This window comes from Ancylobacter sp. GW821-FHT10E12, from assembly GCF_058809335.1.
Genome location: NZ_JBXASN010000009.1, coordinates 228,941 through 253,086, shown reverse-complemented (window position 1 = coordinate 253,086; position 24,146 = coordinate 228,941). Strand labels below are relative to the sequence as shown.

At 67.2% G+C, this 24,146-nt stretch carries 22 protein-coding genes and 1 tRNA gene; 11 read left to right on the top strand and 12 right to left on the bottom strand.

Translation table 11 applies throughout. The annotated features are described in order from the left end of the window. Positions 1–46 precede the first annotated feature (46 nt). The 5 genes from AC1RU4_RS14765 to AC1RU4_RS14745 are packed head-to-tail and all read right to left on the bottom strand — an operon-like array spanning position 47 to position 4,187. Positions 47–754, bottom strand: coding sequence for an SDR family NAD(P)-dependent oxidoreductase (locus AC1RU4_RS14765; protein WP_492891843.1), 708 nt, complete (start codon positions 752–754; stop codon positions 47–49). Beyond that, entirely contained in the window at positions 751–1,518 is a 768-nt protein-coding gene (locus AC1RU4_RS14760) for an SDR family NAD(P)-dependent oxidoreductase (protein WP_492891842.1), read from the bottom strand. Before AC1RU4_RS14760 ends, AC1RU4_RS14765 begins: the two co-directional genes overlap by 4 nt. Further along, positions 1,515–2,288: an ABC transporter ATP-binding protein gene (locus AC1RU4_RS14755; RefSeq protein WP_492891841.1), complete on the bottom strand. Its 774-nt coding sequence runs from the start codon at positions 2,286–2,288 to the stop codon at positions 1,515–1,517. Before AC1RU4_RS14755 ends, AC1RU4_RS14760 begins: the two co-directional genes overlap by 4 nt. Positions 2,289–2,298: 10 nt before the next feature. Continuing rightward, positions 2,299–3,147, bottom strand: coding sequence for an ABC transporter permease (locus AC1RU4_RS14750; protein WP_492891840.1), 849 nt, complete (start codon positions 3,145–3,147; stop codon positions 2,299–2,301). A 32-nt stretch (positions 3,148–3,179) separates the two neighbouring features. Beyond that, entirely contained in the window at positions 3,180–4,187 is a 1,008-nt protein-coding gene (locus AC1RU4_RS14745) for an ABC transporter substrate-binding protein (RefSeq protein WP_492891839.1), read from the bottom strand. A gap of 111 nt (positions 4,188–4,298) precedes the next feature. On the opposite strand from AC1RU4_RS14745, the gene AC1RU4_RS14740 reads away from it, so the two are divergent. After that, entirely contained in the window at positions 4,299–5,252 is a 954-nt protein-coding gene (locus AC1RU4_RS14740; RefSeq protein WP_492891838.1) for a LysR family transcriptional regulator, read from the top strand. Here the strand turns inward: AC1RU4_RS14740 and AC1RU4_RS14735 are convergent. From AC1RU4_RS14735 to AC1RU4_RS14715, 5 genes are all read right to left on the bottom strand, one after another. Then, a complete protein-coding gene (locus AC1RU4_RS14735) occupies positions 5,249–6,361 on the bottom strand; it encodes a serine/threonine protein kinase (protein WP_492891837.1) in 1,113 nt (370 codons plus the stop codon). The genes AC1RU4_RS14740 and AC1RU4_RS14735 overlap by 4 nt on opposite strands. Then, a complete protein-coding gene (trmFO, locus tag AC1RU4_RS14730; RefSeq protein ID WP_492891836.1) occupies positions 6,358–7,797 on the bottom strand; it encodes a methylenetetrahydrofolate--tRNA-(uracil(54)-C(5))-methyltransferase (FADH(2)-oxidizing) TrmFO in 1,440 nt (479 codons plus the stop codon). The genes AC1RU4_RS14735 and trmFO overlap by 4 nt, the downstream gene beginning before the upstream one ends. 151 nt (positions 7,798–7,948) lie before the next feature. Then, positions 7,949–8,110, bottom strand: coding sequence for a DUF1127 domain-containing protein (locus AC1RU4_RS14725; protein WP_492891835.1), 162 nt, complete (start codon positions 8,108–8,110; stop codon positions 7,949–7,951). Positions 8,111–8,316: 206 nt separating this feature from the next. Continuing rightward, positions 8,317–9,630: an O-acetylhomoserine aminocarboxypropyltransferase gene (locus tag AC1RU4_RS14720; RefSeq protein ID WP_492891834.1), complete on the bottom strand. Its 1,314-nt coding sequence runs from the start codon at positions 9,628–9,630 to the stop codon at positions 8,317–8,319. A 129-nt stretch (positions 9,631–9,759) separates the two neighbouring features. Continuing rightward, positions 9,760–10,200, bottom strand: a complete 441-nt coding sequence (locus AC1RU4_RS14715; RefSeq protein WP_492891833.1) for a CoA-binding protein — start codon at positions 10,198–10,200, stop codon at positions 9,760–9,762. 133 nt (positions 10,201–10,333) lie between these two features. Here AC1RU4_RS14715 and AC1RU4_RS14710 point away from each other — a divergent pair, with 133 nt between their 5' ends. From AC1RU4_RS14710 to AC1RU4_RS14695, 4 genes are all read left to right on the top strand, one after another. Next, a complete protein-coding gene (locus AC1RU4_RS14710) occupies positions 10,334–10,801 on the top strand; it encodes a PaaI family thioesterase (RefSeq protein ID WP_492891832.1) in 468 nt (155 codons plus the stop codon). Between the two features lie 165 nt (positions 10,802–10,966). After that, complete coding sequence (gene rplM / locus AC1RU4_RS14705) at positions 10,967–11,428, top strand: 50S ribosomal protein L13 (RefSeq protein ID WP_492891831.1); 462 nt, start codon at positions 10,967–10,969, stop codon at positions 11,426–11,428. Between the two features lie 2 nt (positions 11,429–11,430). Beyond that, on the top strand, positions 11,431–11,907 hold the full coding sequence (gene rpsI / locus AC1RU4_RS14700) for a 30S ribosomal protein S9 (protein ID WP_492891830.1): 477 nt from the start codon (positions 11,431–11,433) through the stop codon (positions 11,905–11,907). 199 nt (positions 11,908–12,106) lie between these two features. Further along, complete coding sequence (locus tag AC1RU4_RS14695; protein ID WP_492891829.1) at positions 12,107–13,285, top strand: GGDEF domain-containing protein; 1,179 nt, start codon at positions 12,107–12,109, stop codon at positions 13,283–13,285. A gap of 104 nt (positions 13,286–13,389) precedes the next feature. Here AC1RU4_RS14695 and glnA read toward each other — a convergent pair whose 3' ends face one another. Together glnA and AC1RU4_RS14685 are read right to left on the bottom strand one after the other, a co-directional pair. After that, a complete protein-coding gene (glnA, locus tag AC1RU4_RS14690) occupies positions 13,390–14,799 on the bottom strand; it encodes a type I glutamate--ammonia ligase (RefSeq protein ID WP_492891828.1) in 1,410 nt (469 codons plus the stop codon). A gap of 81 nt (positions 14,800–14,880) precedes the next feature. Next, a complete protein-coding gene (locus AC1RU4_RS14685; protein WP_213355983.1) occupies positions 14,881–15,219 on the bottom strand; it encodes a P-II family nitrogen regulator in 339 nt (112 codons plus the stop codon). Between the two features lie 324 nt (positions 15,220–15,543). On the opposite strand from AC1RU4_RS14685, the gene AC1RU4_RS14680 reads away from it, so the two are divergent. From AC1RU4_RS14680 to lon, 6 genes are all read left to right on the top strand, one after another. Beyond that, positions 15,544–17,049 (top strand): NAD(P)H-hydrate epimerase, encoded by a 1,506-nt coding sequence (locus AC1RU4_RS14680; protein WP_492891870.1) that lies wholly within the window; start codon positions 15,544–15,546, stop codon positions 17,047–17,049. Positions 17,050–17,379: 330 nt separating this feature from the next. Further along, positions 17,380–17,464, top strand: a tRNA-Leu gene (locus AC1RU4_RS14675). 131 nt (positions 17,465–17,595) lie between these two features. Then, entirely contained in the window at positions 17,596–18,957 is a 1,362-nt protein-coding gene (gene tig / locus AC1RU4_RS14670; protein WP_492891827.1) for a trigger factor, read from the top strand. A 178-nt stretch (positions 18,958–19,135) separates the two neighbouring features. After that, positions 19,136–19,768 carry an ATP-dependent Clp protease proteolytic subunit gene (locus tag AC1RU4_RS14665; RefSeq protein ID WP_492891826.1) on the top strand — a complete coding sequence of 211 codons (633 nt, stop codon included), beginning with the start codon at positions 19,136–19,138 and terminating at the stop codon, positions 19,766–19,768. Between the two features lie 389 nt (positions 19,769–20,157). After that, positions 20,158–21,429 carry an ATP-dependent Clp protease ATP-binding subunit ClpX gene (gene clpX, locus AC1RU4_RS14660; RefSeq protein ID WP_492891825.1) on the top strand — a complete coding sequence of 424 codons (1,272 nt, stop codon included), beginning with the start codon at positions 20,158–20,160 and terminating at the stop codon, positions 21,427–21,429. Between the two features lie 273 nt (positions 21,430–21,702). Next, entirely contained in the window at positions 21,703–24,141 is a 2,439-nt protein-coding gene (gene lon / locus AC1RU4_RS14655) for an endopeptidase La (RefSeq protein WP_492891824.1), read from the top strand. Positions 24,142–24,146: the final 5 nt, after the last annotated feature.

Sequence of the window (24,146 nt, the reverse complement as noted above, 5' to 3'; positions counted from 1 at the left end):
GAAGCGGAAGTCGATCCGCGTGAAGAAAGCGCGTTAAAACAATAAGCTAGTGCATCGCCGCGCCGCCATCGACGCTGATGCATTGTCCGGTGATGAAGCCGGTGGACGGCGAGGCGAGGAAGAGCACCGCCTCGGCGACCTCCTCAGGCCGGCCGATGCGGCCGAGCGGATTGTTGGTCTCCAATGCGCGCTGCCGCGCGTCCATGCCGGCGAAGTTGAGCAGCGGCGTGTCGACCGGACCGGGGGCCACGGCGTTGACAAGCACACGCGGGGCCAGCTCGCGCGCCCAGGAGCGGGTGAGCGCCAGGATCGCGCCCTTGGTGGCGCAATAGCCGGAGGCATGGGCGCGGCCGAGATAGCCGAGCTCGGAGGCGATGTTGATGATGCGCCCGGTCTCGCCGAAATGGCGCAGCGCCTCGCGGGCGACGAGAATGGGGCCGTGCAGGTTGACGGCGACCATCTTGTCGAAGGCCTTGAGATCGAAGGTTTCGAGCGGGAATTCGATTTCGATGCCAGCGCAGTTGACCACCACGTCGAGGCCGCCGAGCCGGGCAGCTGCCGCGTCCATCGCCGCAACCACCGCCGCCTCGTCGGTGAGGTCGACCCTGAGCATGGTCCACGGCGCCTCGGCCCCCGCGATATCGAAGCCGACCACCCGCGCGCCAGCCTCCGCGAGGCGCTGGGCGCAGGCGCGACCAATGCCGCTCGCCGCGCCGGTGACGATGACGCGAATGTCGAGAGAGGCTTGAGTCACCACGGGAATTCTCCTCGATCGACGCCGATGCTCTGGCCGGTGATGTTGGCGGCGAGGTCGGACGCCAGGAACAGATAGGTGCCGGCGACGTCGTCCGGCTCCATGAAGCCGGGCATGGCCTGCGCCGCGACGATCTCCTTCAGGAGTTGGTCCGGGGCGACGGCGCGCTGCTCGGCCATGTGGTTGAGCGAGCGCAGCGAGGCTTCCGTCCGTACCCAGCCGGGACAGACGGCATTCACCGTGATACCGCGCGGGCCGAGCTCCTTCGCCCAGGTCTTGGTGAGGCCGATCACCGCGTGCTTGGAGGCGACATAGGCGCCGAACAGCGCTTCCGAGCCGCGCGACCAGACCGAGGCGGTGTTGATGATCCGGCCTCCCACGGCGAGCGAGGGCAGCAGCGCGCGGGTGACGAGGAAGGTGCCGACGATGTTGATCTCGACGATGCGGCGGAAGGTGGCTTCGTTCCCGGCACTCGCGTCGTCGAGCGGGGTCAGCCGTTCGAGGCCGGCATTGTTCACCAGCACATCGAGCTGTGGCAACGCCTCCGCCACGTGGGCGACCTCCGCGGCATCGGTGATGTCGGCGCGGTGGCCGGTGGCGCCAAGCCGCTCGGCCGCCTCGTGAATGGCCTCGTCGTCGGCGAGCATGTGCAGCCGCGCGCCCGCCGCCGCGAAGCCGCGGGCGATGCCGAAGCCGATGCCGCGGCTGGAACCGGTGACGAGGACGGTGCGGCCGGCGAGGCCGGCGAGGCCGATATCGGTCATGCGGCGTCTCCCGCGCTGGCGCGGACGATCCGCAGCACCTCGTTGCGAAGCGCGAAGAAGTCGGCACCGTCGCGCATGGCCAGCGTGCGCTCTTCGCCGAGGCGGGCGCGCACGTCGATCTCCGCGGTGATGCGGGCGGGGCGGGCGGAGAACACGATCACGCGGTCGGCGAGAAACACGGCTTCCTCCACATCATGGGTGACGAAGACGACGGTCTTGGCGTCGCGGCGCTGTATGTTCCTGACTTCGCTCTGCAATTGCTCGCGGCGCAGCGCGTCGAGCGCGCCGAAGGGCTCGTCCATAAGCAGCACGTCGGAGCCGCAGGCAAGTGTGCGGGCGATGGCGATGCGCTGGCGCATGCCGCCCGACACCTTGTTCGGATAGGCGTCGGAGAACTCATACAGGCCAACGAGATCGAGATAGTGATCGCGGCGGGCCAGCTTCTCGTCCTCCGAGATGTCGGTGCGGTAGCGCATGCCGAAGGCGACATTCTCCGCCACCGTCAGCCACGGGAAGGAGGAATAGGACTGGAACACCATGCCGCGCCGCCGATCCGGCGGGCCAACCGGCTGGCCTTCCAGCAGAATTCGGCCCGAGCTCGGCGTGTCGAGGCCGCCGATCATGCGCATCAGCGTGGTCTTGCCGCAGCCGGAGGGGCCGAGGAAGACGATGAATTCCTTCTCGGCGACCGAGAGGTCGAAGGGCTGCTCGACGACGTGGACGTCACCGAAGCGCTTGGTGACGCGGTCGAATCTGAGATGCGGCTGCATGGCGTGCCCCCTAGAGATAGCGGAAGGCGCGGCGGTGGAGCGCGCGGATGAGCTGATCGGTGAGGAGACCGATGAGGCCGATGAGCACGACGCCGGCCATCACTTCCGGCGTCTTCATGTAGCGCCGCGCGGTCCAGATGACGAAGCCGAGGCCGGAGCTGGCGGCGACGATTTCGGCGATGATCAGATAGGTCCAGCACCAGCCCAGCGTGATGCGCAGATTGTCGAGGAGGCCCGGCAGCATGGCGCGCAGGGCGACGTCCTTCAGCACCTGTCCTGGCCTGGCGCCGATGGTGGCGGCGATCTCGAAATATTCGTGCGGCACCCGGCGCATGTCGTCGGCGACCAGCAGCACCAGCTGGAAGAAGGTGCCGAGCCAGAGCAGGAAGATCTTGGTCTCCTCCCCGACGCCGAACCAGATGATCGACAGCGGCACCAGCGCCGGCACCGGCAGGTAGCGGATGAAGTCGATCATCGGCTCCAGCGCGGCGCCGAAGGCGCGGTAGCCGCTCATCATCATGCCGATCGGGATCGCCATGATCGCCGCCAGCAGGAAGGCGCTCCACACGCGCAGGATCGACACCCCGGCGTTCCAGGCGAGGTTCTGCTCGGCGAACATGGTGCCCATCGCCTTGGCAATGGCGGTGGGTGCGGGGAAGAACAGCGGGTTGGCGAGGCCGGCGCGGGCGGCGATCTCCCACGCCAGCAAGACGGCGAAACTGGCGCCGACGGCGATGCTGCCGGCGACGAAGCGCGGCAGGGGCGCCCGCAGGCGAAAAAGCTCGCCCGCCGGGAAGCCGGCCGCCGGCGGCGCGGAAGTGGTGGCGCCGTTCGGCGCCTCCTCGGCGGATGTGTTCATGGCCACGCGCGTCTCGCCCACGGTCGAGGCGCTCACTTCGCCGCCGCGACGGCGGCCATGACGGAGGGGTCGATCTGCTGGGCGGCGTTGAGCCTGGTCTCGGCGGCGCCGTTCTCCAGGTTGAGCGCCATCACCGTGTCGAACACGCCGTAGAGCGTGCCGGGCTTGCCGGGCGCGCCGATATAGGCGGCGGCCTGCGCGAGGTCGGTATAGGCCAGCGAGGCGTCGAGAATGTCCTTCACCTCGGCCTCGCTGAGATTGTAGTGCGGGGCCGCCAGCTTGATGAACTCGGCCGGGTTGGACTTGTAGAAGGCGATCGCCTTGTAGATGCCCTTTAGGAAGTTCTCGTACTTCTTCGGGTTGGCCTTGAGATCGTCCTGGCGGGCGGTGATCACGTCGACGACGATGTCGCTGTCCCTGGACGAGGCCATGATCTTCGGCTTGCGGGCGGCATTGGCGGTCATCGCCTGCGACAGGAAGGGCTCGTAGCTCGCCACCGCGGTGACGGATGAATCGGCGAACACGGCGACGGTATCGGCGGTGGCGATCTCCTTGATGTCGAGATCCTTCAGCGTCAGGCCTTCCTTCTTGAGGGCCAGCTGGAGCAGGAGGCGCGCCGGGATGTTCGGCTCGGCGGCGATGGTCTTGCCCTTGAGATCGGCAATCCCGGCGATGGAGCCGTCGACGATGACGCCGTCGCCGCCCACCGACTTGTCGATGGTGCCGATGATGACGCCGGGGGTCGAGGCGTCGCGCGGGCGGCCCTGATGCTCGCCGATGGTGCGCATGTCGACATCGATGTCGCCGCGGGCCATGGCAGCCATGACGTTGGCGCGGTCGTCCTCGAACTTCATGTCGACGGCCAGGCCCAGCTCCTTGAAGTAGCCGAGGTCGGAGGCGACCAGCACCGGCGCGAAGCCCGGCCAGGTCGGCGCCAGGACGCGGACGGTGTCGGCGGCGGCCGCCGGGCCGGCGGCCAGGGCGCCGAGCAAAGCGAGGGCGACAAGGCGGCGTGGGGCGTGGGTGCGGCGGGCGCTCATGGCGATTACTCCAATGGAAGGCTCGCCATGCTGGACCGGAGTTACATTCACAAAAATCATTTTTAATGGAAGATTGTATCGACAATCCTCAATGTGGCGATCGGAGCCCGAATGCGTCGCCTCGACAATATCGACCTGCGGCTGCTCAGGGTGTTCGTGGTGCTGGCCGACGAGGGCGGCTTCCACGATGCGCAGATCGCGCTCAACCTGTCGCAATCGACCATTTCCACCCATCTCGCCGCGCTGGAGCGCAAGCTCGGCGGGCAGCTCTGCGAGCGCGGGCGCTCCGGCTTCCGGCTGACGCCATTCGGCGAGGCGACGCTGGCGGCTGCGCGGCGGCTGTTCGACGATATCGAGGCCTTCCACGGCCGGATCGGCCGCGACCAGCGCACGCTGGTCGGCCGGCTGCGCATCGGCATCAATGACGGTGTGGTCACCAATCCGCGGCTCGGCCTCCAGACGGCGCTGTCGCGCTACATGGTCTATGCGTCGGAAGTGTTCATCGACCTGCAGCTCGGCACGCCGCTCGATCTCGAGCGCTCGCTGCTGGACGGCGAGCGCGACGTGGTGATCGGCGCCTTCTCGCAGAAGGTCCCCGGCATCTCCTACATCCCGCTGCATCGCGAGCCGCACGCGCTCTATTGCGGGCAGGAGCATCCGCTGTTCGCGGTGCCGGCGCGCGAGATCGGCCATGCGCAGATCGAGGAGGCGATGTTCAGCGTGCGCGGCTATCGCCATTTCGACGATCTCTACCGAGTGAACCATCCGCGCGCGAGCGCCTCCATCGTGCAGATGGAAGCGCAGGTGATGCTGATCCTGTCGGGCAGGTTCATCGGCTACCTGCCGCGCCATATCGGCGAGGACTGGGTGGGCCGGGGGCAGATGCGGGTGATCCGGCCGGAAAGCTACGGCTTCGAATCGGCGCATTTCGCCGCGACGCGGCGGCTGCGCGGCGAGCGGCCGCTGGTCGACGCCTTCGTGCGCGAATTGAAGGCGCAGGCCGGATCGGGCGATGACGGCCGCGCGGAGGACGAGCGGGATGGCGCCGCGTTCGAGGCGCCCTAGATGCCCCGGCGAACCCGGTCGCTGAGATTCTTGCGCTCGCGGATGATGACGTCGAGCGCCGCCTGCTGCGCCGGGGTGCGCGGCAACTGGTCGATCTGGTCGATCTGGTTGAGCGCGACGAGGCGCAGGAGGTCGTCGCGCACATCTCCCGCTTCTTCGCCCGTCTCCTCGCGCGGCAGCTCGGCGACGAGCTGGATATGCTCGGGCGGATTGTGGCCGGGCAGGGCGGCGGCGAGATGGGCGCGCAGCGCCGCCTCGGTGACGCCGGGCTGGGCCTCGACGAAGGCATAGAGCCCGAAGCTGCCGCCGGGAGTGGGGAAGTCGGTGATGTGGGCCGCGTGCACGTCCGGCGCGCTGGCCAGCGCCTCGGCGATGCGCGGGCCTTCCTCCATGGCGCGGGGGCCACGGCCCTCGGTGTCGTGATAATTCAGCAGCTTGCGGGTGACGAAGATGTAGACCTGCTTGCCGGTCGACATCCAGATGCGGTTGATCAGGCTCTTGCGGGCGAGGATCTTCTTCTCGCGCGCGGTCAGCGCCTCCGGGCAGAAGCTGCGCTTGTGCTTCAGCAGGTGGCGGACATCCTCATACGCCGCGATGCGGAATAGCTTGGAGCGGGTGCGGAAGCAGACGGCGAGCTGGAAATCCATCAGCACCGCCCGGCCGTCGGCGGCATGGAGCCAGTTCTGCGGCTTGGCGAGGTCGTTATGGGCGATGCCGCGGCGGTGGATCGCCCTGAGTCCCTCGCGGGCCGAGGCGAACCAGGCGGCATCGCCGACCGGCCGGGCGATCTGCAGCGGCAGCCCGTCGACGAAGCCGCGCACCAGCCAGCCCTCTTCCAGCGCGAAGACCGGCACGGTGTGGCCGCTGCCATTGGCGCGGCGCAGCGCCCGCGCCTCGCGGCGGGCGAAATGCCGGGCGAGCGGCTTCACCCACCATTTCACATCGGCATAGCGCCGGCGCACGGCCGGGTGCTCGCCGCCCTCGCCATCATGCCAGATGCCGCGCTCGATGGTGGAGAAGATGTCGCGCTTGAGCACGGTGTCGAGCTCGAACGTGCCGCCGGACGAGGTGGCGGTCGGCATCGGCGGATCGCTGAAACGGCGGGTCACGGGGCGGCCTCGCTGTCGTCCGGCACCGCGTTGCGCGCCCAGTCGTCGATGTCGCGCAGGGCGCGGAGAGCCATTTCCTGCTTCTTGGCGACGGTTTTCTGGTTGCCGCGCAGGCGCTTGCCGTCGGCGTCGGCGGTCGGCGCCCGTTCGAGCGGCGGGAACAGGCCGAAATTCACGTTCATCGGCTGGAAGGAGCGGGGGGTGGAGGGCTCGTCCTCGCCTAGAACATGGCCGCCGGTGATGTGGGCGAGCAGCGCGCCATGCGCGGTGGTGGCGGGCGGCGGCGGCAGGGCGCGCCCGAGCCGCTCGGCGGCGGTGAACAGGCCGGCGATCAGCCCCATGGCGGCGCTTTCCACATAGCCCTCGCAGCCGGTGATCTGGCCGGCGAAGCGCAGGCGCGGCTCGGCCTTCAGCCGCAGCGTGCCGTCGAGCACGCGCGGCGAGTTCAGATAGGTGTTGCGGTGCAACCCGCCGAGACGGGCGAATTCGGCGTTTTCCAATCCGGGAATCATGCGCAGAATGCGCACCTGCTCGGCATGGCGGGCCTTGGTCTGGAAGCCGACCATGTTGAACAGCGTGCCGAGCGCATTGTCCTGCCGCAGCTGGACGATGGCGTAGGACTTCACCTCCGGCGAGCGGGGATTGGTGAGCCCGACCGGCTTCATCGGGCCGTGGCGCAATGTCTCGGGGCCGCGCGCGGCCATCACCTCGATCGGCAGGCAGCCGTCGAAATAGGGCGTGCCCGCCTCGAAGTCGCGGAAGGGCACGGTATCGGAGGCGACCAGCGCGGCGACGAAGGCCTCGTACTGCGCCTTGTCCATCGGGCAGTTGATATAGTCGGCGCCGGTGCCGCCGGGGCCGGGCTTGTCGTAGCGCGACTGGAACCAGGCGACGTCCATGTCGATCGAATCGAAATGCACGATGGGAGCGATGGCGTCGAAGAAGGCGAGCGCGCCTTCGCCGGTGCGGGCGCGGATCGCCTCGGCGAGCGGCGGCGAGGTGAGGGGGCCGGTGGCGACGATGACGCTGCCCCATTCCTGCGGCGGCATTCCGTCGACCTCGCCGCGCTCCAGCGTGATCAGCGGGTGCGATTCGATGGCGGCGGTGACCGCCTGCGCGAATCCCTCGCGGTCGACGGCGAGCGCGCCGCCGGCGGGGATCTGGTGGCGGTCGGCGCATCCCATGATCAGCGAGCCGAGCCGACGCATCTCCGCGTGCAGGACGCCGACGGCGTTCGAGGTGTGGTCGTCGGAGCGGAAGGAGTTCGAGCAGACCAGCTCGGCGAGGCTGTCGCTCTTGTGGGCATCGGTGCTGCGGACGGGGCGCATTTCATGCAGCACCACCGGCACGCCGCGGCGGGCGAGCTGCCAGGCGGCTTCCGAGCCGGCGAGGCCGCCGCCGATAATATGCACAGGATGGGGGTCGGGCACGTTCATGCGTCGTCGGGTCCGCGTTTCCAGGCGGCCCCTTAGCACGGATCGCGCGGCAACGCAGGGGGCGCGCAGGTCCGAAAACAGAAACGGCCCCGGAAGGCCGGGGCCGCTTAGTCCGCGTTCTCTAGAGATCCGCAGGCGGGGTAAGCCGCCATCAGGCCGCAGCAGCCGCCTTGCGGGCCACGCGGAAGATGTCGGCGCGCGACACGTTGATGTCGGCGAGGGTGCGGTCGTCGAGCTGGGAAAGCTCGGTGACGGTGCGGCGATACGCCTGCCAGCGGCGGATCTGCTTGGCGATAAAGCCCCAGAGCAGCATGTTCAGTCTCCATCAGGTTGCGAAAGCGGGGCGACCACCAAGATCGGCTGCACGTCCCGTAATCATTTCCCTGCCTATATATTCGACAGACTGCTCACTCGGTAGGAAATATACCGCATCCCAGCCATGCGGCGCGCGCATGGAATGCCCACACTTCATTCATAATTGCGTAGCTCGCGCGTGCTGCATCGCACGCGTGGCCGCCCTCACGCCGCTGCCAGCGCCTGGTCGAGATCGGCGATGATGTCCGCCGGATCCTCGATGCCGACCGAGATGCGCACCACGTCGGGACCCGCGCCGGCCGCCACTTTCTGGGCGTCGGAAAGCTGGCGGTGGGTGGTCGAGGCCGGGTGGATGATCAGCGAGCGGGTGTCGCCGACATTGGCGAGATGCGAGAACAGCCGCACGTTCGACACCAGCGCGGTCCCGGAATCGTAGCCACCCTTCAGCCCGAATGTGAACACCGCGCCGGCACCCTTGGGCAGGTAGCGCGAGGCGATGGTGTGGTAGCGGTCGCCCGGCAGGCCGGGATAGCTCACCCATTCCACCTTGGGATGGTCGGCGAGGAATCGCGCCACCGCCAGGGCGTTGTCGCAATGGCGCTGCATGCGCAGCGGCAGCGTCTCGATGCCAGTGAGCAGCAGGAAGGCGTTGAAGGGCGACAGCGCCGGCCCGAGATCGCGCAGGCCGAGCACGCGGGCGGCGATGGCGAAGGCGAAATTGCCGAAGGTCTCGCCGATCACCAGGCCCTGATATTCGGGACGCGGCTGCGAGAGCATCGGGTAGCGACCCTCGCGCAGCCAGTTGAAGCTGCCGGCATCGACGAGCACGCCGCCGATCGAATTGCCATGGCCGCCAAGGAACTTGGTGGCGGAATGGATGACAATGTCGGCGCCGTGCTCGATGGGACGCAGCAGGTAGGGCGTCGCCAGCGTATTGTCGACGATGAGCGGCACGCCGGCGCGCTTGGCGACCTTGGCGATGGCGGCGATATCGGTGACGACGCCGCCCGGATTGGCGATCGATTCGATGAAGATCGCCTTGGTGCGCGGGGTCACCGCCTGCTCGAAGGAGGCCGGGTCGTCGGCATTGGCCCAGACGACGTTCCAGCCGAAGCTCTTGAAGGCGTGGTTGAACTGGTTGATCGAGCCGCCATAGAGCTTGTTGGCGGCGACGAATTCGTCGCCCGGCGCCAGCAATGTCTGGAAGGCGAGCAATTGCGCGGCATGGCCGGAGGCGACGGCGAGCGCGGCGGTGCCGCCTTCGAGTGCGGCGACCCGTTCCTCCAATACCGCATTGGTCGGGTTGCCGATGCGGGTATAGATGTTGCCGAAGGCCTGCAGCCCGAACAGCGCCGCCGCGTGATCGACGTCGTCGAAGACGAAGGATGTCGTCTGGTAGATCGGGGTCACGCGGGCCTTGGTGGTCGGGTCCGGCGCGGCGCCGGCATGAACGGCAAGGGTGGCGAAGCCCGGCGATTGGGGGGCGAAGCCGGGCGATTGGGCGGCGTTGTCGGTCATGGGGCATCCTCCGTGGGCGGCATGGCGGCCGCCGGACGTCACTTCACCTCCGCTGCCTAAAAAACGCAACAGCGTCGTATAGAAATTATTAGTACGGAAAATTTATGTAATTTCGACGGAGCCTGCCGTTCAGTGCGGGCCGCCGAGGCGCAGGCGCGGCATCTCGATGGCCGGGCAGCGATCCATGATGACGGCGACCCCGGCCGCTTCGGCTAGCTTGGCCGCGGCGTCGTCGCGCACGCCGAGCTGGGTCCAGATGAGTTTGGGGAGCGGGGAGAGGGCGAGCGCCTCCGCGATCACCTTCGGCAGATATTCCGGCGCCCGGAACACGTCGACCATGTCGACGGGCTCGGGCACGTCGGCGAGGCGGGCATAGGTCGGCAGGCCGGCAATGTTGCGCCCCGCCTGGCCGGGATTGACGGCGAATACCTTGAAGCCCTGCATGGCGAGATAACGGGCGACGCCGTGGCTCGGCCGGGCGGGGTTGGGGCTGGCACCCACTACCGCGATGCTGCGCACGCGGCCGAGCTGTTCGGCGATATAGGCGTCGGAATAGGTATCGTGATCCATGCGAGGCTCCAGGGGGCGGCGTCCGGTCGATCCCATATGGTGATGCAATGCATCAAATCTATACGTGCGCGGCTAGGCTGACGGCGGCCGGCGAGGCGGCGATACTGCCGCGCAGGATCGCTGGGAGGTCATGATGGCGGAGAACGGCAACGGCGCGGGCGGGCCGGGCACGGGCGGGGGCATGGATGCGGAGCGGCTCCAGTCCTATCTCGTCGCTGAATTCCCGCAGGCCTTCGGCAAGGGGCGCCCGCACGCCATCGCCCGCGTCGATGCCGGAGGGGTGGGCGTTCGCCTGATCGCCGGCGACGAGCACCTGCGTCCCGGGGCGACCGTATCCGGCCCGACCATGATGGGCCTTGCCGACATCGCCGCCTATGCGGCGATCCTCGCCGCCATCGGCCCGGTGCCGCTGGCGGTGACGACCAATTTCTCCATCAACTTCCTGCGCCGGCCGGCATCGGGGCCGATGATCGCCGAGGCGAGCCTGATGAAGCTGGGCAAGCGCCTCGCCGTCTGCGAGATCACGCTGCGGGCGGAGGGCGAGGAGGAGCTGTGCGCCCATGCCGTAACCACCTATTCGATCCCACCGCGAGCGATTTGAAGTACTTCCGTCGTGGTATTTTTATACCTATTTCATAAGCTTTTGATTTTACTTGATATTTTAGCGCATCATTCCATTGACGTTGCGCCGTGCCTCGGCTAGAAGCCCCGGCCAAGAGAAGTGTGGCCGGACAGGCGGCACGCCTTACGCATATGGATCAATCCCATGAAGACATTTTCGGCAAAACCCGCCGACATTGAGAAGAAGTGGGTGGTGATCGACGCCTCCGGCCTCGTGGTCGGCCGCCTCGCGACGATCATCGCCACCCGCCTGAAGGGCAAGCACAAGCCGATCTACACCCCGCATGTCGATTGCGGCGACAACATCGTCGTCATCAATGCCGAGAAGGTGGTGCTGACCGGTCGCAAGCGCGACGACAAGGTCTATTACCACCACACCGGCTTTCCGGGCGGCATCAAGGAGCGGACCGCGAAGTTCCTGCTCGACGGCCGCTTCCCGGAGCGCGTGGTGGAGAAGGCCGTGGAGCGCATGCTCGCCCGCGGCCCGCTCGGCCGCAAGCTGATGGGCAATCTGCGCGTCTACAAGGGCTCGGCCCACCCGCACGAGGCCCAGCAGCCGGAGACGCTCGACGTCGCGGCGCTGAACCGCAAGAATGTGAGGAACTGATCATGGCCGAGGTTCTCCAGTCCCTCGACGCGCTCGACGCGCTGAAGCCCCAGGCGTCCGAGGCGCCCAAGCACGTCCAGAAGCTCGACAAGTTCGGCCGCGCCTATGCCACCGGCAAGCGCAAGGACGCGGTCGCCCGCGTGTGGGTTCGCCCCGGCACCGGCAAGATCACCGTCAACGATCGCACCCTCGAGGTGTATTTCGCCCGTCCGGTGCTGCGCATGATCATCCAGCAGCCCTTCGCGGCGGCGGCCCGCACTGGCCAGTATGACGTGGTCTGCACCGTTTCCGGCGGCGGCCTCTCCGGCCAGGCCGGCGCACTGCGCCACGGCATCTCCCGCGCGCTCACCTATTACGAGCCCGAGTTGCGCGGCCCGCTGAAGAAGGGCGGCTTCCTGACCCGCGACTCGCGCGTCGTCGAGCGCAAGAAGTACGGCCGCGCCAAGGCTCGCCGCAGCTTCCAGTTCTCGAAGCGCTGATACGCGGTCTCATCCGCTGTTTCTCGAAGGGCAGGCCTCACGGCCTGCCCTTTTTGTTTGCCGCGCGCCGGCAGCCGGCGCCGTCGCCAGTCGAGGCGCGATCGTCGCGAGTTCGCTAGGCAGAGCGCGACCGTTCCGGTATCTCGATGCGTGTTGGGAGCCGATCCCCGTCTCGGTGCAAGACGCATGATCCAGTCGCATGACCTATGATCCGCTGACCATCTGGTCGTTCACGACCTTTGCGACGCTGCTGGTGGCGGGCGTGCTGTTCGTGTCCTGGATCATGTGGCCGAGCGAGAACGCTCTCGGCTATTGGGGCACGGCTTTCGTGCTCTCGACGGTGGGGCTCGCGGGATTGGCGGCGCGCGGCGTCGTGCCGGCCTTCGTATCGATCGAACTCGCCAACGCCTCCCTGCTGCTGGCGTGGAGCTTCGGCTGGAACGGCTGCCGCGTCTTCGACCGCCGCCGGCCGGCCTATCTGCTTCCCGCCATATTGGTTCTCGCCTGGATCGCGCTCTGCCAGCTGCCATGGCTCCGTGACGACGCGGTGCCGCGCATGTGGGTCATGCTCGCGTTTTCCGCCCTGCTGCTGGGCCTCACCATCTACGAGCTGTATCGCGGCCGCGCCGACGGGTTGCTGTCGCGCTGGGTGGCGACAGGGCTGCTGGCGCTGCACATGCTGGCGCTGGTGGCGCGGCCGGGGCTGGTGATGCTCGGCATCGTCACCATCAATCTGCATGGCAGCGTGCTGCTCGATCCGGGCCTGATCGTCTATGCGTTCGAGCTGGTCGGCTTCAAGGTGCTGATGGCCTTCTGCGTCATCGGCATGGTGCGTGAGCGGCGGGAGCGGCATTTCCAGGAGGCGGCGCTGGTCGACGACCTGACCGGCCTGCTCAATCGCCGGGGGTTTCTCGCGCGGACCCGCGAAGCCATCGCCGCCGGTGGGCCGGTGGCGGTGCTGGTACTCGATCTCGACCGCTTCAAATCGGTGAACGACGTCTACGGCCACGCGGCGGGCGACGAGGTGCTGTGCCTGTTCGCCGAGGTCCTGCGCGGCAATCTTCAGGGCGGCGACATAGCTGCCCGGCTGGGCGGCGAGGAGTTCGGCGTGGTGCTGGCCGGCGCCGGGTCGGCGGTGGCCCGCGAAACCGCCGAGCGCATCCGCGTCGCCTTTCGGCGCTCCGGCGAGGGATTGCCGATGCGCGGGACCAAGCTCTCGGTGAGCATCGGCATCGCCACCGGCCATTTGCCGGCCGCCGCTTCGGGCGAAGCCCTCTCCCTGCTGCAAGTGCGGGCCGACATGGCGCTCTATGCCGCCAAGCAGGGCGGGCGCGACCGGGTGATGCTCCAGGAAGCCGGCAATCCGGCGCCGGCCTGAGAGCCGGATCCGCGTGGCGCCGCCAACGAAAAGGGCGCCTCGCGGCGCCCTTTCCTGTGGTGGTGGTCGGCGGCGGCGGAGCGGGTCCGCCGCGATCCGGCCGGTCAGACCGAGTAGTACATTTCGAACTCGACCGGGTGCGGCGTCATCTCGAAGCGCGCGACCTCGGTCATCTTCAGCTCGATATACGAGTTGATGAAGTCGTCGTCGAAAACGCCGCCCTTCTTCAGATAGTCGCGATCCTTGTCGAGCGAGGACAGCGCCTCGCGCAGCGAGCCGCAGACGGTCGGGATCTTCTTGAGCTCCTTGGGCGGGAGATCGTAGAGGTCCTTGTCCATCGCCTGGCCGGGATCGATCTTGTTGAGGATGCCGTCCATGCCGGCCATCAGCATCGCGGCGAAAGCGAGATAGGGGTTCGCGCCCGGATCGGGGAAGCGGACCTCCAGGCGCTTGGCCTTCGGCGAGGTGGTGTAGGGGATGCGGCAGGAGGCCGAGCGGTTGCGGGCCGAATAGGCCAGCAGCACCGGCGCCTCATAGCCCGGAACCAGGCGCTTGTAGGAGTTGGTCAGCGGGTTGGTGAAGGCATTGAGCGACTTCGCGTGCCGGATGATGCCGCCGATGTACCACAGACAATAGTCCGACAGGTCGGCATATTTGTTGCCGGCGAAGAGCGGCTTGCCTTCCTTCCAGATCGACTGGTGCACATGCATGCCCGAGCCGTTGTCGCCGAAGATCGGCTTCGGCATGAAGGTCGCGGTCTTGCCGTAGACGTTAGCCACTTGGTGGATGCAGTACTTATAGATCTGCAGGTGGTCGGCCATGGTGACGAGCGGGCCGAACTTCAGGCCGAGCTCATGCTGGGCGGAAGCCACTTCGTGATGATGCTTCTCGACCCGGGCGCCCATGCGGGCCATGGCGGCCAGCATCTCGCCGCGCATGTCCTGCGCGCTGTCGACCGGCGGGACGGGGAAGTAGCCGCCCTTGGTCTTCACGCGGTGGCCGAGATTGCCGCCTTCATATTCGGTGTCGCCATTGGTCGGCAGCTCGCTCGAATCGAGCTTGAAGCCGGTATTGTACGGGTCCGCCTTGAAGCGCACGTCGTCGAAGATGAAGAACTCGGCTTCGGGACCGAAATAGACGGTGTCGCCGATGCCGGTGCTCTTCATATAGGCTTCGGCCTTCTTGGCGATGCCGCGCGGGTCGCGCCCATAGGGCTCGCCCGTGGTCGGCTCCAGCACGTCGCAGACGACGACCAGGGTCGTCTCCGCGAAGAAGGGGTCGATGCAGACGGTGTCGAGGTCCGGCTGCAGGTGCATGTCGGATTCGTTGATCGCCTTCCAGCCGGCGATGGACGAACCGTCGAAGGCCTGACCTTCGGCGAAGAAATCCTCGTCGACCATCGTGATGTCGAAGGTGACGTGCTGCCACTTGCCGCGCGGATCGGTGAAGCGCAGGTCGACGTATTTGACGTCGTTGTCCTTGATGAGCTTCAGAACGTCCTTGGCCGTCGTCATTTTACTCGTGCCTCTGATGTGCACTGCTTGGCGTCAAGCAGCGGGGATTGCCGGGCGAAAATAAAAGCCCGGCATCGCCCATCAGATGGCGTCGACGCCGGACTCTCCGGTGCGGATGCGGATCGCCTCTTCGATGTTGGAGACGAAAATCTTGCCATCGCCGATGCGGCCGGTCTGGGCAGCGCGGCGAATGGCATCGATCGCCGTCTCCACCATCTCGTCGCCTACGACGACCTCGATCTTCACCTTCGGCAGGAAGTCTACCACGTACTCGGCGCCGCGGTAGAGTTCCGTATGCCCTTTCTGCCGCCCGAAACCCTTGGCCTCGGTGACGGTGATGCCCTGCAGGCCGACTTCCTGCAGCGCCTCCTTCACTTCGTCGAGCTTGAAGGGTTTGATGATGGCCTCAATCTTCTTCATCTGATCTCGTCTCCCTGACCCGACCATCCGCCGCGGCTGGGCCGGCCGCGTCGAAGCAGAACCCATGCCAAGCACGATAGCAGCCCTGAAAGACGCATGATATCAGCTTGTTGCCGGTTCCGTGGTAGCGGGGCGCCGCGCACGAATATCCGATATGCCGCTTTATTGTTCATTAAGTTCAGCAACTAGGCATGATTTGCCGGCGTCGAAGCCGGTTGGTTGCGTCGAAAATAGGCAAAATGCGACGTCGTGCCGCTTCGGCGGGCTGGAAGGAAGGTGAAGATGTCCACAGGCTTCCAGGCTTCGGGCGGCGATCGGGACGGAATCGAGCTGCTGACGCCCACTGAAATGGCCCGTGCCGACGCCTTGACCATCGCCGCCGGAACCGCCGGGACGCTGCTGATGCAGCGCGCCGGCGCAAAGGTGGCGCAGGCGGCGGCGCTGCTGTGCCCGCCGGCCGGGCGGGTGCTGATTCTGTGCGGCCCCGGCAACAATGGCGGCGACGGATTCGTCGCGGCGCGGCGGCTCGCGGGGCAGGGATTCGCGGTGACGCTGGCGCTGCTCGGCGACCGCGAGCGGCTGCGCGGCGATGCCCGGATCATGGCCGGTCTCTGGACCGGTGAGGTGTACGATGCGACCGATGTCGAGGTCGTGCAGGCCAGTTTGGCCCGGTCCGATCTGATCGTCGATGCGCTGTTCGGCGCCGGGCTGGCGAGGGACCTCGATCCGCCTGTCCGGGCGCTGGTCGAGCGGGTGAACGCCGCCGGCCGGCCGGTGGTGGCGGTCGACCTGCCCTCCGGCATCGACGGCGCGACCGGCGCCGTGCGCGGGGCGGCGATCCGGGCGACGGCCAGCGTCACCTTCTTCCGGCTGAAGCCCGGCCACCTGCTGATGCCGGGGCGCGTGCATGCGGGGAGGGTGGAGGTCGCGGATATCGGCATCGGCGAGGCGGTGCTGGAGGCGATCCGCCCGTCCGCCTTCGCCAACCGGCCGGCGCTGTGGGCGGCGCAATTCCCGGTGCCGGGCATTGACGGGCACAAATATACCCGTGGCCACCTGGTCGCGGTGTCCGGCCCGGCCTTCGCCACCGGGGCGACGCGGCTCGCCGCCAAGGCGGCGCTGCGGGCCGGGGCGGGGCTGGTGACGGTGGCCTGCCCGCGCGAGGCGCTGCCCATCCACGCGGCGAATCTCTCCGCGGTGATGGTGCGAACGGCGGAGGATGCCGGCGAGCTCGGGCATCTGCTCGCCGACCGGCGGCTCGGCACGGTGGTGCTGGGGCCGGGGGCCGGCATCGGCGCCGGGACGCGGGCCAAGCTGGAGGCGGCGGCGGACCGCCGGCTGGTGATCGATGCCGACCTCATCACCTCCTATGCCGGCGACGCGCGGGGACTGGCGCACGCCATCTCCGCGTCGCCGGCGGCGGTGGCGACGCCGCATGACGGCGAATTCGCCCGGCTGTTCGCCGGCGAAGCAGATGTGCTCGACGCACCGTCCAAGCTGGAGCGCGCGCGGGGCGGGGCGGCGCTGCTCGGCGCCGTGCTGGTGCTCAAGGGGCCCGATACCGTGGTGGCGAGCCCGGACGGGCGGGCGGCCATCGCCGCCAACGCGCCGGCCTATGTCGCGACCGCCGGCGCCGGCGACGTGCTCTCCGGCATGATCGGCGGGCTGCTGGCGCAGGGCATGCCGGCCTTCGAGGCCGCCGCCGCCGCGGTGTGGCTGCATGGCGAGGCGGCGCGGGAGGCGGGGCCGGGCCTGGTGGCCGACGATCTGGTCGAGGCGCTGCGGCCGGTCTATCGCCGGCTGTTCGCGCGGCTGGGGGCGGCGGTGTGATCCGAATGCCGCCCACGCGGGGTGAGTTGGGACGGAGGGCTGCGTCCTTCGAGGCTCGCTTCACGCGCGCCTCGGGATGACGCCGGTCTTCCTGACGTCTCTTCGGACCCCCCGTCATCCTGGGGGCGCCCGGCGCCGCCGGGCCTCGAAGGACGCAGGCCGCCGGTCGCGCGGCACCCATCTCCCTCTGCAATTGTCATTCAACTTTTAAGGAACATGCTCTAGCGCTGCGGCATGACCGTGCTATAAGCCCGCACCCGGCTGGCGGCACCTATTCGGGTGCGCGCGCCCGCGTGCTTTTGCCGGATGGCGAGGGCGGCGGCGCGTAAAGCGGGCGTGGCGGAACTGGTAGACGCGCTGGATTTAGGTTCCAGTGACGCAAGTCGTGGGGGTTCGAGCCCCTCCGCCCGCACCAGCACCTCCAAAGCCTGGCGCCTTCCGAGCGACCCTATCACCGAGGGCCGGGCCGCGCTTGCGGCACCGTTCTCGCAACCGACGATTTCAGACACGCCGCTCCGGCGGCGCTCACGACGAAGGCCGAACGACATGCAGGTCACCGAACTCCTCGCCGAAGGTCTCAAGCGCGAATATCGCGTGGTGCTGCCGGCCAGCGAACTGGACGCCAAGGCGAATGAGCGCCTCGCGGAGATGAAGGACCGCGTGAAGCTCAACGGCTTCCGCCCCGGCAAGGTGCCGGTCGCGCATCTGAAGCGGATGTACGGCAAGTCGGTGCTCGCCGAGGTCATCGACCAGGCGGTCAACGAGGCCAACACCAAGATCGTCGAGGATGGCGGCTTCAAGCTCGCCATGCAGCCGAAGGTCGAGCTGCCGCAGGACGAGGCGCTGGTGAAGGAGGTAATCGACGGCAAGGCCGACCTTTCCTACACCGTCGGCATCGAGGTGCTGCCGAAGATCGAGCTCGGCGATTTCCGCTCCATCGCCATCGACAAGCCGGCGCTGGCCGTGGCCGACACCGAGGTCGACGAGGCCGTCGCGCGCATCGCCGAGGCCAACCGTCCGTTCTCCGACAAGACCGGCGCCGCCGAGACCGGCGACCGCGTCACCGTCTCCTTCGTCGGCACCATCGACGGCGAGACGTTCGAGGGCGGCAGCGCCGAGGACATCCCGGTGGTGATCGGCTCCAACAGCTTCATCCCCGGCTTCGAAGAGCAGCTGGTCGGCGTCGCCGAGGGCGAGACCCGCACCGTCAACGTCACCTTCCCGGCGAATTACCAGGCAGCGCATCTCGCCGCCAAGGACGCCGCCTTCGAGGTGACGGCGAAGAAGGTCGAGGCGCCCGGCGAGCTCGCGGTGGACGACGCATTCGCCAAGACGCTCGGCCTCGACAGCCTGGAGGCCATGAAGGAGCAGGTGAAGAGCCGCATCGTGCAGGAGCACGCCGCCGCCAGCCGCGCCAAAGTGAAGCGCCGCCTGCTCGACGCGCTGGACGGCCTGCACCAGTTCGACGTGCCCCCGACCCTTGCAAGCCAGGAATTCGACGGCATCTGGGGTTCGGTGACCCAGGAGATGGAAGCCCAGAAGAAGAGCTTCGAGGACGAGGGCACCACCGAGGAGGCCGCCCGCGCCGACTACGAGAAGATCGCCCGGCGTCGCGTGCGCCTCGGCCTGGTCCTTGCGGAAATCGGCGAGAAGAACAACATACAGGTCAGCGACGACGAAGTGACCCGCGCCGTCGTCGAACGTGCCCGCCAGTTCCCCGGCCAGGAACAGCAGGTATGGGAGTTCTATCGCAAGAACGCCCAGGCCCTCGCCACGCTGCGTGCGCCGATCTTCGAGGAGAAGGTCGTCGACTTCCTGCTGGAGCTCGCCAAGGTGACGGAAATTCCCGTCACCCGCGAGGAGCTCTATGCCGAGGACACCGACGAGAAGCCGGCCGACAAGGCCTGACGACCCCGAGGGTCCTCGCGACCCTCCGGAGCCGCCGGTCCCGCCGGCGGCTTCCCACAAGCGGGGACGCCCGTGGCTTAATCGCCGCACGGGCTGGTAGGCACGCGCTTTCCCATTATTGTGGGGCGGGAGAAGGATTCGCGGCGCTTTGCGGCGCCGGCCCGCCGAGGATTGAAATATGCGTGACCCGATCGATACTTACATGAATTACCTCGTTCCGATGGTGGTCGAGCAGACCAATCGGGGCGAGCGCTCCTACGATATTTATTCGCGCCTTCTCAAGGAGCGCATCATTTTCCTGACCGGGCCGGTCGAGGACGGCATGTCGACCCTGATGGTCGCGCAGCTGCTGTTCCTGGAAGCCGAGAATCCCAAGAAGGAAATCTCGATGTACATCAACTCCCCGGGTGGGGTGGTGACGTCGGGTCTCGCGATCTACGACACGATTCAGTTCATCAAGCCGGCAGTGTCGACCCTGTGCATCGGCCAGGCGGCCTCGATGGGCTCGCTGCTGCTGACCGCCGGCGAGAAGGACATGCGCTTCGCCCTGCCGAACGCGCGAATCATGGTCCACCAGCCTTCCGGCGGCTATCAGGGCCAGGTGACGGACATCCTGATCCATGCCCGCGAGGTGGAAAGCCTCAAGCGGCGCCTCAACGAGATCTATGTCCACCACACCGGACAGGACCTGAAAGCGGTGGAGGACGCGCTGGAGCGCGACAACTTCATGACCGCCGAGGCGGCGAAGGCGTTCGGAATTATCGATAAAGTGATCGACAAGCGCCCGGACGACGCATCCGCAAAGTCCTGATTGTCGTAAAACTCGTGGTTTCCGGGACACGCCGCCACCCTATATGGGGTGAGTGGCGGGTTGTTTGGAGAACGCGGACTTGCGTGCGCTGCGGTATCGCGCTTGCATGGAGATAAGCGTGATTTGGCAGCGTGCGTGATTGTTGAGCAGGAGGTGTGACGGGGTGACGACAGGCATTGTCCATCCGAGCGAAAGCGGGGATGGCGCGATTGCCTTCTTGATCGGTCCGGCGGCGGCGTGCTTGGCTAGCCGGTGGATCGACCCTCTGGTCACTTCCTGGAGACGGCCCCTGGTGCCGTCGCGTTTCTCCCTCTTGGAGGCCCGCGGCGGCCTGCGAGACTGAGGCGAGGCCGGGCGACGCCTGGTCCGCCGAGCGGACGGAGAGACGCATGAGCAAGGTTGGCGGCGGCGACAGCAAGAACACCCTCTACTGCTCGTTCTGCGGCAAAAGCCAGCACGAGGTCCGGAAGCTCATTGCCGGACCTACCGTGTTCATCTGCGATGAATGCGTCGAGCTGTGCATGGACATCATTCGCGAGGAGAACAAGTCCTCGCTGGTGAAGTCGCGCGACGGGATTCCTACCCCCAAGGAGATCTGCAAGGTCCTGGACGATTACGTGATCGGCCAGTTCCACGCCAAGCGCGTGCTCTCCGTGGCGGTTCACAACCACTACAAGCGCCTGAACCACGCGACGAAGCACGCCGGCGACGTCGAGCTGGCGAAGTCGAACATCATGCTGATCGGGCCGACCGGCTCGGGCAAGACGCTGCTCGCGCAGACGCTCGCCCGCATCCTCGACGTGCCCTTCACCATGGCGGACGCGACGACGCTCACCGAGGCGGGCTATGTCGGCGAGGATGTGGAGAACATCATCCTCAAGCTGCTGCAGTCGGCCGACTACAATGTCGAGCGGGCGCAGCGCGGCATCGTCTATATCGACGAGATCGACAAGATCAGCCGCAAGTCGGACAACCCCTCGATCACCCGTGACGTGTCGGGCGAGGGCGTGCAGCAGGCGCTGCTGAAGATCATGGAAGGCACCGTCGCCTCCGTGCCGCCGCAGGGCGGGCGCAAGCATCCCCAGCAGGAATTCCTGCAGGTGGACACCACCAACATCCTGTTCATCTGCGGCGGCGCCTTCGCCGGCCTCGACAAGATCATCTCGGCGCGCGGCAAGGGCACCTCGATCGGCTTCGGCGCGGTGGTCTCCGCTCCCGAGGACCGCAAGCCGGGCGAGGTGTTCCGCGAGGTCGAGCCGGAAGATCTGCTGAAATACGGGCTGATCCCGGAATTCATCGGCCGCCTGCCGGTCATCGCCACCCTCGGCGATCTCGACGAGGCGGCGCTGAAGCAGATCCTCTCCGAGCCGAAGAACGCGCTGGTGAAGCAGTATCAGCGGCTGTTCGAGATGGAGAATGTCGAGCTGTCGATCCATGAGGAAGCGCTGGGCGCCATCGCCCGCAAGGCCATCGAGCGCAAGACCGGCGCGCGCGGCCTGCGCTCGATCATGGAGGGCATCCTGCTCGACACGATGTTCGACCTGCCGGGCCTCGAAGGCGTGGAGGAAGTCGTCATCTCCAAGGAGGTCGTCGAGCAGAACGCGCGCCCGCTCTACATCTATGCGGACCGCGCCGCCGGCGATGCGGGCGCGAGTGCCTGACGGCGCGCCGGGCACGGATACGGCCGGGCGCAAAGGCCCGGCCGGGGCTTCCGCGGGGGGCCGCACCGGCACCCTTGACGGAGCCGGACGGCATATCCATCTGAGCTTCAACCACCGGTCCTCGATCGGATCCACGTGTCTGAAGCGGCCTAACTTCCCGCATATGCACAGAGATTATCGTTCGCGTTCCGGCCGCATTGCGGCACGGTCGAACGCCCTCGCGCGCCCCGCGCCCGAGGTCGGCGACCGGCCGTCAACAGAAAGGAAAGAGCCATGACGAGCCCCAAGCCTCGCACCGCGCTCACGCCCGGCGTCCCGCAGACCTTCCCCGTTCTCCCGCTGCGCGACATCGTCGTCTTTCCGCACATGATCGTGCCCCTCTTCGTCGGCCGCGAGAAGTCGATCCGCGCGCTTGAGGAAGTGATGCGCAACGACACCTTCATCCTGCTCGCGACGCAGGAGAATGCCTCGGACGACGATCCGGCCACCGACGCGATCTACAAGATCGGCACGCTCGCTTCCGTGCTGCAGCTGCTGAAGCTGCCCGACGGCACCGTGAAGGTGCTGGTCGAGGGCATCTCGCGCGCCAAGGTCCACCACTACACCGACCGCAGCGACCTCTACGAGGCCGAGGCGACGGCGCTGGAGGAGGATGCCGGCAGCAAGGTGGAAGCCGAAGCGCTGGGCCGCTCGGTGCTGAGCGAGTTCGAGAGCTACGTGAAGCTCAACAAGAAGGTCTCGCCGGAAGTCGTCGGCGTCGTCACCCAGATCGAGGACCACTCGAAGCTGGCCGACACCGTCGCCTCGCATCTCGCGGTCAAGATCCCCGAGAAGCAGGCGGTGCTGGAGATCCTCAAGGTCCCGGCGCGGCTGGAGAAGGTTCTCTCGCTCATGGAGAGCGAAATCTCGGTCCTCCAGGTCGAGAAGCGCATCCGCTCGCGCGTCAAGCGCCAGATGGAGAAGACCCAGCGCGAGTACTATCTCAACGAGCAGATGAAGGCGATCCAGAAGGAACTCGGCGACGGCGAGGAAGGCCGCGACGAGCTCGCCGAACTGGAAGAGCGCATCAAGACCGTGAAGCTCTCCAAGGAGGCCCGCGAGAAGGCGACGCATGAGCTGAAGAAGCTCCGGCAGATGTCGCCGATGTCGGCGGAAGCCACCGTGGTGCGCAACTATCTCGACTGGCTGCTGTCGATCCCGTGGGGTTCGAAGAGCAAGGTCAAGAAGGACCTGCCCTATGCCCAGGGCCTGCTCGATGCCGAGCATTACGGCCTGGACAAGGTGAAGGAGCGCATCCTCGAATATCTCGCGGTGCAGAGCCGGCAGAACAAGCTCACCGGCCCGATCCTGTGCCTCGTCGGCCCGCCCGGCGTCGGCAAGACCTCGCTCGGCAAGTCGATCGCCAAGGCGACGGGGCGCGAATTCGTGCGCGTCTCGCTCGGCGGCGTGCGCGACGAGGCCGAGATCCGTGGCCACCGGCGGACCTATATCGGGTCCATGCCCGGCAAGGTCATCCAGTCCATGCGCAAGGCCAAGAAGGCCAACCCGCTGTTCCTCTTGGACGAGATCGACAAGATGGGCGCCGATTTCCGCGGCGATCCGTCCTCGGCGCTGCTGGAGGTCCTCGACCCCGAGCAGAACGCGACTTTCTCCGATCACTATCTGGAGGTCGACTATGACCTCTCGAACGTGATGTTCGTGACGACGGCCAATACGCTCAACATCCCGCCGGCCCTGCTGGACCGCATGGAAGTGATCCGTATCGCCGGCTACACCGAGGACGAGAAGGCCGAGATCGCCAAGAAGCACCTGATCCCCTCGGCGCTGACCAAGCATGGCCTGCAGCCGAAGGAATGGTCGATCGACGACGAGGCGCTGCTCACCCTCATCCGCCGCTACACGCGGGAAGCGGGCGTGCGCAACCTCGAACGCGAGATCTCCAACCTCGCGCGCAAGGTGGTGAAGGACATCATGCTCTCCAAGAAGAAGAGCGTGAGGATCACCGTGCAGCAGCTGGAGGACTATCTCGGCGCGCCGAAGTTCCGCTACGGCGAGGCCGAGCTGGAGGACCAGGTCGGCGTGGTGACGGGTCTGGCCTGGACGGAAGTCGGCGGCGAGATCCTGACCATCGAAGGCGTCATGATGCCCGGCAGGGGCAAGATGACGGTCACCGGCAACCTGCGCGACGTGATGAAGGAATCGATCTCGGCGGCGGCCTCCTATGTCCGCTCGCGGGCCGTCGATTTCGGCATCGAGCCGCCGCTGTTCGAGCGCCGGGACATCCATGTCCACGTTCCCGAGGGGGCGACCCCGAAGGACGGTCCGTCGGCCGGCGTCGCCATGGCGACGGCGCTGACCTCGGTGCTGACCGGCATCCCGATCCGCCGCGACATCGCCATGACCGGCGAGATCACGCTGCGCGGCCGGGTGCTGCCGATCGGCGGGCTGAAGGAGAAGCTGCTGGCGGCGCTGCGCGCCGGCATCAAGAAGGTGCTCATCCCCGAGGAGAACGCCAAGGACCTGGCGGAAATCCCGGACAACGTGAAGAACGCGCTGGAAATCGTGCCGGTGTCGCGGATGGACGAAGTGCTCCGCCACGCGCTGACCCGCCAGCTCGAACCGATCGTTTGGGAAGAGAAGCCGATCGATGCCCCCGCGCCGGTGGAGCCGGCGATCGGGCGGGACGAGGGGACCGGCATCGCCGCCCACTGAGCCTC